We start from the raw sequence: 13,464 nt of genomic DNA, 5'->3' as shown, positions 1-13,464 counted from the left end.
TCGATATCCAGTAGTCCGTCGGAGAGTCCTGGCCGTCCGGCCATTCGACGAGGAGTGTCTGGACGGGTAGGACGCCGTCCCACCGGTTGCGGCCGGCCGCGCCGATGCCGTCGTCGACCTCGCCGCCGACCGGCCCGAGCGGCTCGCGAAGACCCTGGCGGCGGCGGCCCCCGACGCCGTGGTCAACTGCGCGGGCGCCACCGGCGGCGACCCGGTGACCCTCTCCGAGGTCAACGCCCGCGGCCCGGCCGCCCTGTGCGCGGCGCTGCGCGAGGGGGCGCCCACCGCCCGGCTCGTGCACCTCGGCTCGGCCGCCGAGTACGGGCCGGGAGTCCCCGGCGCCCCGGTGACCGAGTCGGCACCCGCCCGCCCGGTCACCCTCTACGGCGCGACCAAGCTCGCGGGCACGGTCGCCGTCACCACCTCCGCCCTGGACGGCGTCGTGCTCCGGGTCGGCAACCCGGTGGGACCCGGCGCACCCGTGGCGAGCCTGCCCGGCCGGCTGGTCTCCCTGCTCCGCTCGGCCGGCCGGGGCCCCGAGGCGGTGCTGCGGCTCGGGGACCTGACCGCCCACCGTGACTTCGTCGACGTACGCGACGTCGCCCGGGCGGTCGCCCGGGCGGTCGTCGCCCCCCGACCGCTGCCGCCGGTGCTCAACATCGGCGGCGGGACGGCCGTACCCGTGCGCGAGGTGGTGCACGGACTGGCGCGACGCGCGGGATTCCGGGGCACGTTGGAGGAGGGCGCGGGCGGCTCCGCCCGCTCCGGCCAGGTGTCCTGGCAGTGCTCCGACATCACCGCGGCCGACCGCGCCCTCGGCTGGCGGCCCGCCCACACCCTCGACGACGCCCTGGACGCGCTGTGGGCCGCCCCCGCGGAGAATCTGCCGTGAGCCTGCTGATCCCGCTGTACGTCCACCCCGCCGAGGACCCCGGCGCCTGGCACCGGCTGATCACCGCGGCGGCCCGCACCCACGCGGTGATCATCAACCCGGCGAGCGGCCCGGGCACCGCACCCGATCCCGCCTTCGCGGCGGCCGCCCGGGCCCTGCGCGCCGCAGGTGCCCGGCTGCTCGGATACGTCGACTCCGACTACGGCGTCCGGGACCGCGCCGTGATCACCGAGGAGGCGTGCCGGCACCAGGAGTGGTACGCCGTCGACGGCTGTTTCCTCGACCGGGTCACCGCCACCTCGGCCGGACTGCCCGCCTGCCGCCGTCTGGTCCGGGACCTGCGGCGGCTCGGCGCGGCCACCGTCGTCCTCAATCCGGGCGTCCACCCGGCGCCGGGCTACGTCCGCCTCGCCGACCTCACCGTCACCTTCGAGGGTCCGTGGTCGACGTACGTCTCGGCGTTCACCCGGCCGTCCTGGACGGCCCGCCACCCGCCCGGCCGGTTCTGCCACCTCGTCCACGGCGTCCCGGAGGCCCTCGTCCCGCTCGCGGTGCGCACCGCGCACGAGCGCGGTGCCGCGGTGTGCGGGCCGGTGACGGGCGAACCGCCCAACCCCTGGTCGCAGTTGAGTCCGGCGCTGAGCCTCGGGCAGGGTGTGGAAGGCTGAGTGAAGTCCGCATCCGCGCACCAGGGAGGCACCGCCCGGCATGGCCGTCATCCACCACACGACCCTCAGGCCCACCAAGCTCGAACTGCTCACCGACTGGCTGCCGACCCGCCCGTGGTACGCCGGCGGTGCCGCGCCGGTGCTGGAGAAGTCCGGCGGCTTCCGGCTGGACGACCCCGAGGGCGAGGTCGGTATCGAGTTCATGGTGGCCACCGACGTCTCGAGTCCGGAGCGCACGGCCTACCTGGCTCCCCTCACCTATCGCGGGGCGCCGCTGGAGGGGGCCGAGCACGCCCTCATCGGCACGATGGAGCACGGTGTGCTGGGCAAGCGCTGGGCCTACGACGGCTGTCACGACCCGGTGCTGGTCGCCGCGTTGCTGTCGCTGATCGACGGCAGGGCACAGGCGATGGCCCAGAGCGTCACCGACACCCCCGACCGCGAGGTGACCCGCTCGTGGACCGGCGGCCCCCTCGTCCCCGGCGGGTCGCTGCCCGAGCCGGCCGACGACGAGGAGGGCACGCGGCTGCCCGCACCGCACGGCACGGTCCTGCGGATCCATCGTGTCCCGCGCCCCGTCGCCGAGAACCCGCCGCTGCCGCCCCAGGAGGCCCTCGGCCATCTCGCCACCGGCTGGCAGGGCCCTGACGGCACCCGTCTGCGGGCGGTGCTCATGACACTGCACACCGCCTGACCCCGCGCCCCGGCCGCCCGGCGCCCGGCTGTCGCGTTCCGGTCGTCCGGTCCACCGGCTGACCTCGTGTTCCGGGCGTCCGGCGCCTGGGTGACCTCGCGTCCCGGCCGCGCCCGGCCACCGCATGACCTCGCGCCCCGGCCGCCCGGCCTCCGGCTGACCTCGTGTTCCGGGCGTCCGGCGCCTGGGTGACCTCGTGTTCTGGCAGTCTGGACACCGCCTGACCTCGCGCCCCGGCCGCCCGGCGCCCGGCTGACCCCGCGTCCCGGTCGCGCGCCCACCGCCTGATGCCGCGTCGCGGCCGCCCGATCCCCGGCCGGCCCCGCGTCCCCGCCGCCCGTTCACGGTCCGACCAGTGGGCCGGCGGCGGCGATACCGGTCGAGGCATGCCCACTTCGCCCCGTCTCTGGCATGGACTGGTCAAATCTGTCACTCTTTCGGCAGTCGCCGCCCTGACCCCAGGAGGGCGCGACGGACTCCTCTGCACAGCGATCGCGCAAGCACCGTCCGCGGCCGCCCCGGTCCACCCGGCCGGCGCGGTCATCGAGCAGGCCGGAACCCCGGCCGCCGTAGAAGGAGCAGCGTGTGAGATCGACCCCCCACAAGGCCCTCGGCGCCGGTGCGCTCACCGTCGCCGCGGTGGCCGCCCTCGTCCTCCCCGGCACCCCCGCCGCCGCCCGGCCGGACACGGCCCCGGCCGCCTGCACACCGGCCCAGGTGGTCGGCAACGGCGGTTTCGAGAGCGGGACGTCACCCTGGACCGCGTCCTCCTCCACCGTCATCACCAGCCGCACGGGGCAGACCGCGCACGGCGGCAGCTCCTACGCCTGGCTGGACGGAGTCGGCAGCACCCACACCGACAGCCTCAGCCAGAGCGTCAGCGTCCCGGCCGACTGCAGCACCGCCACCCTCACCTTCTGGCTGCACATCGACACCACCGAGACCACCACCTCCACCGCCTACGACAAGCTGACGGCCAAGCTGGGCAGCACGACGCTGGCCACCTACTCGAACCTCGACAAGAACACCGGCTACGTGCAGAAGTCGATCGACGTCTCGTCGTTCGCCGGACAGACCGTCACCCTGTCCTTCACCGGAACGGAGGACTCCAGCCTCCGGACGAGCTTCGTCCTCGACGACGTCGCGCTGAACACCTCCGGCGGCACCACCCCGCCGCCGGCCGACTCCACCCGCACCCCGGCCGCGCCCTCGTACACCGTGAACCTGAGCAGTGACACGAGCGGCACCGTCTGGACCGGGCACGAGAGCGCGACCTTCACCAACGCCTCGCCCACCGCGCTCAGCGAGGTCTACCTCAGGCTGTGGGACAACTACCACGGCACCTGCGACGCCCCGCCCATCCGGGTCACGGGCGTCACCGGCGGCACCGCGGGCGCCCTCTCCGTGGCCTGCACCGCACTGAAGATCGACCTGCCCGCCCCGCTCGCCCAGGGCCAGAGCGCCACCATCGGCTTCGACCTCGGCATCACCGTGCCCAGCGGCGCCGACCGGTTCGGCCACGACGGCGCCTTCAGTTTCATCGGCAACGCCCTGCCCGTCCTCGCGGTCCGCGACGGCAGCGGCTGGCACCTGGACCCGTACACCGACAACGGCGAGTCGTTCTACTCCCTCGCCGCCGACTTCGCCGTGACCCTCGACCACCCCAGCACCCTGCTGGTCCCGGCCACCGGCACCTCCACCGACACCCCCGGCTCCAGCGGCCGTACGATCACCACGGCCACCGCCGCCAAGGTGCGGGACTTCGCCTGGGCCGCCGGGCCCTTCAGCAAGATCTCCGGCACCTCCGCCGCCGGTGTCGCCGTGAACATCTACTCCGTCTCGGGCATCAGCTCCTCCAGCGCCCAGTCCATGCTGAGCACGGCCAAGTCCGCCGTGGACGCCCACGCGGGCCGCTTCGGCGCCTACCCCTACGGCGAGCTGGACGCCGTCATCGACAACAACTACTGGTTCGGCGGCATGGAGTACCCCGGGTTCGTCCTGGACCTGGTCAGCACCACCGCCCTCACCCACGAGATCGGCCACCAGTGGTGGTACGGCATCGTCGGTGACGACGAGTACAACAGCCCCTGGCTGGACGAGGCCTTCGCCGACTACTCCACCGACCTCGCCCTCGGCAAGACCGGCAGCAGCTGCTGGAGCGGCGTCTCCTGGGCCTCCAGCGCCGAGAAGATCACCAACTCGATGGCGTACTGGGACGCGCACTCCTCCCGCTACTCCACCGTGGTCTACGGCTACGGCAAGTGCGCCCTGCACGACCTGCGGCGCGTGCTCGGCGACACCGCCATGGCCAAGCTGATGAAGGACTACGCGACCGCGCACTGGTACGGCGTGTCGACGACGGCCGAGTTCAAGGCCGCCGCCCAGGCCGCCACGAGCACGGATCTCACCTCCTTCTGGACCCAGCACCGCATCGACGGCTGACCCGGTGGCCGGCCGGGAAGGGGCCTCGAAGGCGCCTCCCCGGCCGGATCCGGCCCGGAGCCACCCACATGGACCACAATCCCGGCCGGTGACACCTTCGTTGGGCCCAACCCGGAGTGCGGGACGACCCGACCCCGGGTCGGATGGATTGCGTGCAGCCATCCATATACCTTCATCGCAGCCGCGCGCGCCTGGCCGTCACAGGCGCCCTGACCGGCCTCCTCCTCTCCCTGCCCGCCCCTCCGGCCGCCCTCGCGTCGCCGTCGAACGGCCCCGAACGGGGCAGCGCCTACATGGGCATGGGCGTCCTCGCCCACGACGGCGCCGACGACAGCCCCGCCTCGCCCAACGACCCGCGCACGAGCCAGACCGAGGGCGTGGACGTCGCCAGCTACCAGGGGAACGTCGACTGGCCGACGCTGTGGAGCGCCGGCAACAAGTGGGCCTACACGAAGGCGTCCGAAGGGACGTACTACACCAACCCCTCCTTCTCCCAGCAGTACAACGGCTCCTACGACGTCGGCATGATCCGGGGCTCGTACCACTTCGCGACCCCCGACACCACCGGCGGCGCCACCCAGGCCGACTACTTCGTGGACCACGGTGGCGGCTGGTCCAAGGACTCCAAGACCCTGCCCGGCGCCCTGGACATCGAGTGGAACCCGTACGGCGACTCCTGCTACGGCAAGTCCAAGAGCGACATGGTCAGCTGGATCCGGGACTTCCTGGTCCGGTACAAGACCCGCACCGGCCGCCAGGCGGTCATCTACACCGCGACCAGCTGGTGGACCGAGTGCACCGGGAACTACGGCGGTTTCGGCAGCACCAATCCGCTGTGGATCGCCCGTTACGCCTCGTCGGCCGGCGACCTGCCGGCGGGCTGGTCGGTGTACACCATGTGGCAGTACACCTCCGCCGGCAAGACGGTCGGCGACCACGACCGCTTCAACGGCTCCGCGAGCCAGCTGCGGGACATGGCCACCGGCTGACCCCGCGTCAGGGGCGCAGCCCCGCCAACAGCGCCGCCGCACGGGCCCGGTCGCCCGCCGCCGGATTCCAGCCGGGGGTGATCGGGGACACGGAGACGCGCCCGGCCCGCACGGCGGCGACATCGCTGCCCGGCCGGGCGGGGCGGTCCGCGATGCCGACGGTGACCCGCCACGTGCCGTCACCGGCGTCGGCGTAGGCGGACGTGAGCGCGGGGCGCGGATCCTGTGTGGTGAGATCGGCGCCGCGCGCGGTGCCCGAGCCGTCCGCGCCCAGCACCGGATGGTCGACGTTCAGGCCCGGGAGCAGGCGTCCGCCGCGGGCCCCGTCCCGCAGCCGGTCGAGGAGCTCGACCACGAAGTCGTCGGTCGGGCGCATGGCGTTCAGGATCCGGTCGCACACCGGAGGTTCGAGTCCGCCCGTGCTGACGGCGATCGCGGGCACGCCGTGCTCGACGGCCGTCACCGCGGCCCCCACCGTGCCCGAATGGGTGGCCATGGCCGCCAGGTCGGGACCGAAGTTCGTCCCCGAGACCACCAGGTCCGGGGCGTGGTCGCCGAACACGGCGGAGAGACCGAAGTCCACCGCGTCCGACGGGGAACCGGCGACCGCCCACACCTTCGGCCGCGGATGCCGTACGCCGATCGTGGGAGCGTCCCAGATCCTGGTCCCGGCCCCGCTCTGGTCGGTGAGCGGGGCGACGAGCGTCACGTCGTGGCCGGCCGCGGTGAGCCGGTCGGACAGCATGCGGATGCCGGGCGCGTCGTAGCCGTCGTCGTCGGTCAGCAGGATGCGCAGCGGCCGGGGCGGCGCGGGGCTGAGCGGGGCGGCCGAGGCCGTGCCGCCGAGGGCACCGGCGCAGAGCAGCAGGGCGGCCGGCGGGCGCAGGGGTCTGCGAGGCAAGGGAACTCCTTGGGAGGGGCGGAAGGGAGGCACGGGCCGGCGGCGGGTCAGCGCACCCCGCGGATCGGCAGGATGGCGAGCGCGCCGAGCAGCGACAGGGCACCGCCGAACAGGAACAGCGGGGTGTAGCCCCCGAGCGCGGTCACCACGGCCGAGGCGACGAACGGCGCGACGATCTGCGGGCCGGCGTTGGCGATGTCGAGCATGCCCAGGTCGCGGGCCGCGTCCTCGGCGCGGGGGAGCACCAGGGTCACGACGGCGGTGTCCACGGCCATGAAGGAGCCGAACGCCAGCCCGTTGAGCGCGGAGAAGACGAGCATGCCGGGCCAGGTCGGCGCGACCACCGGGACCACCATGACGGCACCGGCGAGCGCGGCCGACACCCCGACGAACACCTTGCGCCGGTTCCAGCGGTCCGACAGCACACCGCCGACCAGCGTGGACACGGCCATCGCCGCCATCGGCACCGGGGTGAGCACGGCCATGGCCTGCGCCGCCCGCAGGCCCTTGGGCAGCGAGATGTGGTCCTCGAGGATGTAGAGCTGGTAACCGACGACGGAGAAGTAGCCCAGCTGGTTGACGGCGTCGACGAGGCGCTCACCCGATGGCTGCCGGACCAGTTCTGCACCGGGATCATCGCCCAGCTGGACTTCGCCACCGGCGTCCTGCAGTGGAGCAACTGCGGCCATCCGGCTCCCCTGTTGATCCGCGACCAGCGGCTGATCGTCGACGCGCTGACCCGCGAGGCGGATCCGCCCATGGGGCTGCGGTCCCTGCTCTCCGCGCGGGACCGCCGGGTGCACGAGACGCGGCTCCAGCCCGGGGACCGGGTGCTGCTCTACTCCGACGGGGTCACCGAGGCGCGGATGGCCGACGGGCGGTTGCTCGGCCTGGAACGGTTCGCCGACTACGTCATCCGGGCCAGCGCCACCGGCGAGATCGCGCCCGAGACGCTCAGGCGCCTGATCGACTCGCTCCTGGACTCCGAGGAGAGCCGCCTGCGCGACGACGCCACGATCGTCATGTTCGAGTGGAAGCCCGCCCGCTGAGCACCCCTGCCCGGTCCGCGTCCGGCGCGCGGAACGGTCGGCCTATGGCTGATGCTCGGCTGACCACCTCCTCCTCCCTGGCCCTCGGCATCATCGACAAGCTGGGCGAGGCCGGCCCTTACGACGTGAAGACGGAGGCCGGCCGCACCGTCGCGCCGTTCTGGTCGGTGCCGCACCCGCAGGTCTACGCCCAGTGCGACCGGCTGCTCGCGGCGGGGCAGCTGACCCACGTCGACTGGTCCTCCGGGCCCGGCCTGAGCCTGGTCGTCATGGTGGCGGGGCTTCTCGCGGCCCGGGCGAGCGGACGGCTCACGCTCAGGGGCGGTGGTCCGGGATCCTCGCCGAGGCCGGCGTCCTGAGCCGCTCCTGCGGGGCGGGGCCGAGGAGTGAGCCGCCCGGCGGTGACGGGCACGAGGAGTGAGCCGTCGGCGGTGCGGGGCACGAGGAGTGGGCCGCCGTCGGCGGCGAGCGGATTCGCGGCGCCGGTTAGGCTCGAGGGGTGCCGCGCGTCGACATCCTTCAGCTGCTGATCTCCCCGGTCCACCGGCTCGCGGGCCGGCCGGGCGACGGCATGCCCGAGCTGCCTCCGGACGAGCTGGTGACGACGGCCGAGGTGCGGGCGGGCCTGGGCATCGTCGGCGACCGGTACTTCAACCACCCCGCCCACCGCAACGCGTCCCTCACCCTCATGGCGGCCGAACGGCTTCCGCACCCGGGACCGCACGAGGCCGACCTGCGCCACACCCGCCGCAACGTCCTGCTGCGCGGGGTCGACATCGACGCCTACATCGGAGCGACGGTCTTCCTCGACTGCGGCAGCGGCCCCGTGGAACTGGCGGTCCGCAGCGCGGCCCGGCCCTGCGCCTGGATGGACACCACCGTCGGCCCGGGCGCCCAGCGCGCGCTGCGCGGCGGCGGCGGAGTCCGCTGCCGCCCGCTGACCGACGGCGTCCTCACCGTGGGACCGGCCGAGTTCGGCGTACGGGAACCGGCCGCTGCCCGGCCCGCCGCTCGTCCGGGGGGCCGGCCGGACCGGGGTCAGCTGCCCGAGACGGCCAGCTGATCGGCCAGCCGGTGGGCCTGGGCGAGCAGCGCGCCGTAGGTGGCGACCTCGTCGGGGTCGTCCGTCGTGGAGCGGACCAGGTTCCGGCGCAGGTCGTCCAGCGTCGCGCGCAGGTCCGCCACGGCCGCGCGCAGCTCATCGTCGCACGCGTCACCGAACCGGCTGTGGCTGTACAGCCGCAGCGCGCGGGCGGTCCGGCGGAGGAACTCGGCGTAGCGGCGGGCGAGTTCCGGATGCGGCCGGGATGCGGAGCGGTCCTCCGCGGTGACCTCCAGCACCGTACGGGTCACGCCCGTGGTGTGGACGGCCGCGTACTCCAGCACCACGACCGCGTCGTCGTACCCCTTCCCGGGCAGCGGCACGGCACCGGTGCGGCGGCGCAGGTTGGCACGCAGGCTCTCCCGGCTCCACTCGACGGTGGAGCGGGCCTCTTCGACGAGCCGCCGCAGCCGCAGCGCGCGCTCGTGCCAGGCGCCGGACTCCTCCGCGTCCCAGCGCCCCGCGGCCAGCCCTTCCGCCACGTCCCGCAGGACGTCGTGGGCCTCCTCGGTCGCGTCCCGCAGCACGGCCCGGGTGTCGCGCAGGTACAGCGGGGGCCGGAGCAGCGCGTTGACGGCGATGCCGACCACCGCTCCGAACAGTGCCTCGGCGAGGCGGGCGGCGGAGGTGGTGATGCCGACGGAGCCGTTGGTCAGCACGAACAGGGCGCCGGTGGCGGCGTAGACGCCCTGGCTGCCCAGCCGCCGCCACCGGCCGAGCAGAATCGCGACCGGGAGCACCACCGCCATCGCGACCACCGTGCCGGGCAGCAGCAGCCCGACGGCGGTGGCCACCACCGTGCCGGCCGCGATCGCCCCCAACTGCTGCAGGCCGTGCGCGATCGACCGGTACACGGTGGACTCCACCAGCACCACCGCCACCCACGGCGCGACGAAGGCCACCGGGGCGTGCAGCCACCAGCCCGAGACCGCCCAGGCCAGCCATGCGGCCAGCGCCGCCTTCGCGGCCTGGACGGCCTGGTCCCGCTCGCGTCCGGGCCCCGCACAGGCACGGCGCACGCCGTGCGCCGCGGCCGCCAGATCACGCCACAACCCCTGCCATGTCACTCGCAACCGATGCACGGGCCACCGGGTGCCACCGAGGACGGCACCCCATGCCCTCGTCCCGGCGCGCGACCCGCGAGGATCCGGCGGAAGCGGCTCGTGCACGGCGGAAGCGGCTCGCGCACGGCGGGAGCGCCCGGCCGGAGGAGGGTCGCGGCAGAACTGGTCCCATGGCCGGATCATGCCGTGCCGGCCCGTCAGGGCGGCACCGCCCGCAGGGCCCGCAGCACCGCCCAGACGACCGAGACCAGCGGGACGGCGACGATCGCGCCGATCACCCCCGCGACGATGCTCCCCGCGATGACGGACACCGCGACCACGAGCGGATGCAGCCGCACCGCCCAGCTCATCACCAGGGGGTGCAGCACATGCCCCTCCAGCTGGCCGATCACGACGATCAGCGCCAGGACCGCCGCCGCCGTGAGCGGTCCGCGCCCGGCGAGCGCGACGATCGTGGCGACCGCGAGCGCGACCGGTGACCCCACCAGGGGGACGAACGCCGCGAAGAACTCCAGCAGGGTCAGCGGCAGGGCCAGGGGCACGCGCAGCACGAGCAGGGCCACCCCGACCAGCACGGCGTTGGTCGCGGCCACGATGATGATGCCCCGCGTGTACCCGGCGAACGCCCGCCAGGCCGCGTGCCCCGCCCGGTCCCAGGCCGGGCGGGCGCCGATCGGCAGCAGCTGGTCCCGCATCCAGCTCCACAGGCGCTCGCCGGAGTGGATGAAGAAGACCGAGGTGAACAGCGCGAGCGCGCCGCCCGTGATCAGCTCGACCACCCGGCTCAGCCCGGAGACCGCGCTGCTGAGCAGAGTCGAGCGGTGCGCGGCGATGTAGTCCGTGACCTGACGTTCGAGCGCGGTGAGCTTGCCGGGGCTCAGCCGGAACGGCGGCCGCTGGAGCCACTCCTCGATCCGGTGGATGCCGCCGCGGAACTCGCCCGCGAGCCGGGGCGATTCGCCCGCCACCGCGTTGCCCACCAGCGCGAGCAGGGCCATCAGGAGCAGCAGGCTGCCCACCAGCGCGACGGCGACGGCCAGGGGGCGTGGCAGGATCCGGTCGAGGAGGTCGGTGAGCGGCCGCAGCACCGACGTGACGACGAGCGCCAGGAACACGGCGACGGCGATGAGCTGGAAGCTGCCCAGCACGCTGAAGACGCCGTAGACGACGACGCCGACGAGGATGAGCCGCCAGGAGTAGGCGGCCGCGACCCGCAGCCACGGCACCGTACGCTCGGCCACCGGCGCCTGGGGTTCGGGGCGTGGCGAGACCGCGAGCCGCACGGAGTACGCCGGACGGCTGCCCAGCACCCTCCCCGCCCGGGGTTCACCACCCGGCCCGGCCGCCCGCCGACGCGCATCGCCCACCACCGCTGTCGCTCCCTCTCCGTCACCACCGCTCACGGCCGGTCACACCTCGACCGTAAGCGGAACGCGGGGGAGGGGCCCGCACAGCGCGTCCGCGCGGGTAGGCAGGCGTGGTCACAGGACCTTCACACCCGTCGGAGGGTGGCAGGCAGGGGCGAGGGCACTCGCGAGGTGTCGCCGGACCGGGAGGTGGACCCTCCGAATGATCATCGTCGCCGTACTGCTGCTCCCCGTTCTCACCGCCCTGCTGTTCGGTCTCGACCAGGTCGAGGACCGCTGGGTCCTCAGGTCCGGGACGTCGACGTCACGCCACGCACGCCCCCGCCGACGCCTGCGCCTCAGGGCCCGCCGTCACTGACGGGCGGCCGCCGTCACCGGCCTGTGTCCGGTGCCGCGTCACGCGCGGCACAGCGGCGGTGGTGGGCTAGGGCCCTGCCGAGTTCCCTGCGCTCCGCGTCGGGCAGCGTGCCGCCCTGGGCGTAGTCCAGGATGTGCTCGGCGACCGCGCGCAGCTTGGTGTTGGTGTGCTGCGAGACGTCCCGCAGGGTCCGCCACGCCTCCTCCGGAGGGACCCGGCCGAGGACGACCACGGCCCCGATGGCCTGGTCGATCACCGCGTGCGAGGTCAGGGCGCGGTGCAGTTGCCGGTTCTCGGCCTGCAGCCGTTCGTGCTCCGTGGCCAGGTCGGTGACGGAGAGCAGAGCCAGCGGCCGGTGCTGGGAGAGCGCGAAGAAGGCCATGGCGAGCACCTTTTCCGGAGTGGGGGCATCCGCCGTACTCCTGCCCAGGGTGAGCGCTTGCACACGCATGGAAACGGCGACGCGCCCGCGGTCACACCGCGCTCCCCCGGTCACACCGCGCCCCCCACGGTCACACCGGCCGACGGCCCTGCCGGGCGCGTCCTCCCGGCCACGGGGGTCCACCCGGCTCTTCCGCGGTGCCGTTCTAGTCCGCCCGGCCCACCGGCATCAGATCGCGGATGTCCGTGGGCAGCGCACCGGCCACCCGTTCGGTCAGCTCCGGGGCGAGCGCGGCGTCGAGGACCTCCAGCACGGCGGCGGCCTCCCGCAGGGCCGTCTCCTCGTCGGTGCCCGCCCGCGCGGCGATGCGTCCGGCGAAGGCGGTCAGCCCGAACCGCTCGCCCGCGTGCCCGGCGTCCGTCCCCGGGGACGCGTCGGCCACCTCCCGCATCGCCTCCGCCATGTCCGGCGGCAGCTGAGCGGCCACATGCCGGGCCAGGCCCGACGGCAGCCGTTCCGACAGCGTGCTCACGACCGCGTGCGCGGCCCGCTCGGCCGAGCCCCGGTCGGGGAGCTGGGCGAGCGTCTGCACCTTTCCGATCATCTCGTCGTGCCGCATGAGGCCGGCCCCTTCCTCACGAAGTCCTGAGGGTGCGGTGCGTGCCTCGCCGGAGGCGAAGCGGCCCCGGCCGAGTACCCCGCACCGGCACCCGGGTCACCGGGCCCGCCGGGAGCGGTGCGTCGGGGCCGGGACGCGGGGGTAGGCGTGAGCAGCGAGAGACAGAGGGAACGGACGTGCGAGGTGTGCATGGCGGGAGCAGGGCTGACGGCGCCCTTGTGGGACGTGCACAACGGCCAGGGGCTGCGGCAGCTGTCCGAGCTGGGACTCGCGCTGCTGCTGTCGAGCCTGATCGGCTGGGAGCGCGAGGCACAGCAGAAGAGCGCCGGAATGCGCACCCACACCCTGGTCGGCATCGCGAGCGCGCTGATGATGGAGGTCTCCCAGCACGGGTTCACCGCAGTGCTCGGGCTGGAGAACGTCTCCTTCGACCCCTCCCGCGTCGCGGCCCAGATCGTCTCCGGGATCGGATTCATCGGCGGCGGTCTGATCTTCGTACGACGGGACGCCGTGCGCGGTCTGACGACGGCCGCCACCATCTGGCTGACCTGCGCGGTCGGCATGGCCTGCGGCGGCGGGCTGCCCGTCCTCGCGCTCGCCGTGACGGCACTGCACTTCCTGGTCGTACGGGGTTATCCGAAGATCACCGCCCGCGTGGCGCCCGGCACGACCGTCACCGGCTTCGAGGCACGCCTGACCTACCGCACCGGCACCGCGCTGCTGCCACGTCTGATGGAGACCTGTACCCGGCGGGGCTTCCGGATCGTCCAGGTCAAGGTCGAACGGCTGCCCGGCCGCACGGACGGCGCCGCGCGCGTGCTGCTGGAACTGGAGGGCACCGAGGACCCCTCGCGGCTGGCGTCGGACCTCTTCCAGGACGACGGCGTCCTCGACGTGGAGCTGACCGCGGCGACGGACGACACCTAGCCACCATGGC

General features: G+C 74.1%; 15 protein-coding genes and 1 pseudogene. 10 read left to right on the top strand and 6 right to left on the bottom strand.

Going from position 1 to position 13,464, the window contains the following annotated elements; translation table 11 throughout:
* Window positions 1-91 precede the first annotated feature (91 nt).
* The 5 genes and pseudogenes from AB0N17_RS06135 to AB0N17_RS06115 form a co-directional block, all read left to right on the top strand.
* Window positions 92-892, top strand: a pseudogene (locus tag AB0N17_RS06135) (NAD(P)-dependent oxidoreductase); the annotation flags it as partial.
* Entirely contained in the window at window positions 889-1,560 is a 672-nt protein-coding gene (locus tag AB0N17_RS06130; RefSeq protein ID WP_366009927.1) for a spherulation-specific family 4 protein, read from the top strand. The pseudogene AB0N17_RS06135 and the gene AB0N17_RS06130, both read left to right, overlap by 4 nt.
* A 40-nt stretch (window positions 1,561-1,600) precedes the next feature.
* The gene (locus AB0N17_RS06125; protein ID WP_366009926.1) at window positions 1,601-2,254 is read left to right on the top strand and encodes a 1,4-alpha-glucan branching protein; all 654 of its coding nucleotides are present in this window, start codon (window positions 1,601-1,603) and stop codon (window positions 2,252-2,254) included.
* A gap of 585 nt (window positions 2,255-2,839) precedes the next feature.
* Window positions 2,840-4,696 carry a M1 family aminopeptidase gene (locus AB0N17_RS06120; protein ID WP_366009925.1) on the top strand — a complete coding sequence of 619 codons (1,857 nt, stop codon included), beginning with the start codon at window positions 2,840-2,842 and terminating at the stop codon, window positions 4,694-4,696.
* A 143-nt stretch (window positions 4,697-4,839) separates the two neighbouring features.
* Window positions 4,840-5,685, top strand: coding sequence for a lysozyme (locus AB0N17_RS06115; RefSeq protein ID WP_366009924.1), 846 nt, complete (start codon window positions 4,840-4,842; stop codon window positions 5,683-5,685).
* Window positions 5,686-5,692: 7 nt separating this feature from the next.
* On the opposite strand, the gene AB0N17_RS06110 is transcribed toward AB0N17_RS06115, so the two are convergent.
* Together AB0N17_RS06110 and AB0N17_RS06105 are read right to left on the bottom strand one after the other, a co-directional pair.
* A complete protein-coding gene (locus tag AB0N17_RS06110) occupies window positions 5,693-6,586 on the bottom strand; it encodes a 5'/3'-nucleotidase SurE (RefSeq protein WP_366009923.1) in 894 nt (297 codons plus the stop codon).
* 47 nt (window positions 6,587-6,633) lie between these two features.
* Window positions 6,634-7,275, bottom strand: coding sequence for an MFS transporter (locus AB0N17_RS06105; protein ID WP_366009922.1), 642 nt, complete (start codon window positions 7,273-7,275; stop codon window positions 6,634-6,636).
* Between AB0N17_RS06105 and AB0N17_RS06100 the strand changes: the two genes are divergently transcribed.
* The 3 genes from AB0N17_RS06100 (at window position 7,159) to AB0N17_RS06090 (ending at window position 8,698) form a co-directional block, all read left to right on the top strand.
* Window positions 7,159-7,635, top strand: coding sequence for a PP2C family protein-serine/threonine phosphatase (locus tag AB0N17_RS06100; protein ID WP_366009938.1), 477 nt, complete (start codon window positions 7,159-7,161; stop codon window positions 7,633-7,635). The genes AB0N17_RS06105 and AB0N17_RS06100 overlap by 117 nt on opposite strands.
* 44 nt (window positions 7,636-7,679) lie before the next feature.
* On the top strand, window positions 7,680-7,994 hold the full coding sequence (locus AB0N17_RS06095; RefSeq protein WP_366009921.1) for a hypothetical protein: 315 nt from the start codon (window positions 7,680-7,682) through the stop codon (window positions 7,992-7,994).
* Window positions 7,995-8,134: 140 nt separating this feature from the next.
* Window positions 8,135-8,698: a molybdenum cofactor biosysynthesis protein gene (locus AB0N17_RS06090; protein WP_366009920.1), complete on the top strand. Its 564-nt coding sequence runs from the start codon at window positions 8,135-8,137 to the stop codon at window positions 8,696-8,698.
* Here the strand turns inward: AB0N17_RS06090 and AB0N17_RS06085 are convergent.
* Window positions 8,674-9,810: an aromatic acid exporter family protein gene (locus tag AB0N17_RS06085; protein ID WP_366009937.1), complete on the bottom strand. Its 1,137-nt coding sequence runs from the start codon at window positions 9,808-9,810 to the stop codon at window positions 8,674-8,676. The genes AB0N17_RS06090 and AB0N17_RS06085 overlap by 25 nt on opposite strands.
* Window positions 9,811-9,998: 188 nt before the next feature.
* The gene (locus tag AB0N17_RS06080; RefSeq protein WP_366009919.1) at window positions 9,999-11,171 is read right to left on the bottom strand and encodes an AI-2E family transporter; all 1,173 of its coding nucleotides are present in this window, start codon (window positions 11,169-11,171) and stop codon (window positions 9,999-10,001) included.
* A gap of 199 nt (window positions 11,172-11,370) precedes the next feature.
* On the opposite strand from AB0N17_RS06080, the gene AB0N17_RS06075 reads away from it, so the two are divergent.
* The gene (locus tag AB0N17_RS06075) at window positions 11,371-11,526 is read left to right on the top strand and encodes a hypothetical protein (RefSeq protein WP_366009918.1); all 156 of its coding nucleotides are present in this window, start codon (window positions 11,371-11,373) and stop codon (window positions 11,524-11,526) included.
* 13 nt (window positions 11,527-11,539) lie between these two features.
* Here AB0N17_RS06075 and AB0N17_RS06070 read toward each other — a convergent pair whose 3' ends face one another.
* Both AB0N17_RS06070 and AB0N17_RS06065 read right to left on the bottom strand, forming a co-directional pair.
* Entirely contained in the window at window positions 11,540-11,908 is a 369-nt protein-coding gene (locus tag AB0N17_RS06070) for an ANTAR domain-containing protein (RefSeq protein WP_366009917.1), read from the bottom strand.
* A 205-nt stretch (window positions 11,909-12,113) separates the two neighbouring features.
* A complete protein-coding gene (locus AB0N17_RS06065) occupies window positions 12,114-12,527 on the bottom strand; it encodes a DUF2267 domain-containing protein (RefSeq protein WP_366009916.1) in 414 nt (137 codons plus the stop codon).
* A gap of 189 nt (window positions 12,528-12,716) precedes the next feature.
* On the opposite strand from AB0N17_RS06065, the gene AB0N17_RS06060 reads away from it, so the two are divergent.
* The gene (locus tag AB0N17_RS06060; protein WP_366009915.1) at window positions 12,717-13,454 is read left to right on the top strand and encodes an MgtC/SapB family protein; all 738 of its coding nucleotides are present in this window, start codon (window positions 12,717-12,719) and stop codon (window positions 13,452-13,454) included.
* The last annotated feature ends 10 nt before the right edge of the window (window positions 13,455-13,464 follow it).

The sequence above is a fragment of the Streptomyces sp. NPDC051133 genome (assembly GCF_040682635.1).
Taxonomy (GTDB): domain Bacteria; phylum Actinomycetota; class Actinomycetes; order Streptomycetales; family Streptomycetaceae; genus Streptomyces.
Note: the sequence above shows the minus strand (reverse complement) of the source record. Positions and strands in the feature narration are given on the sequence as shown.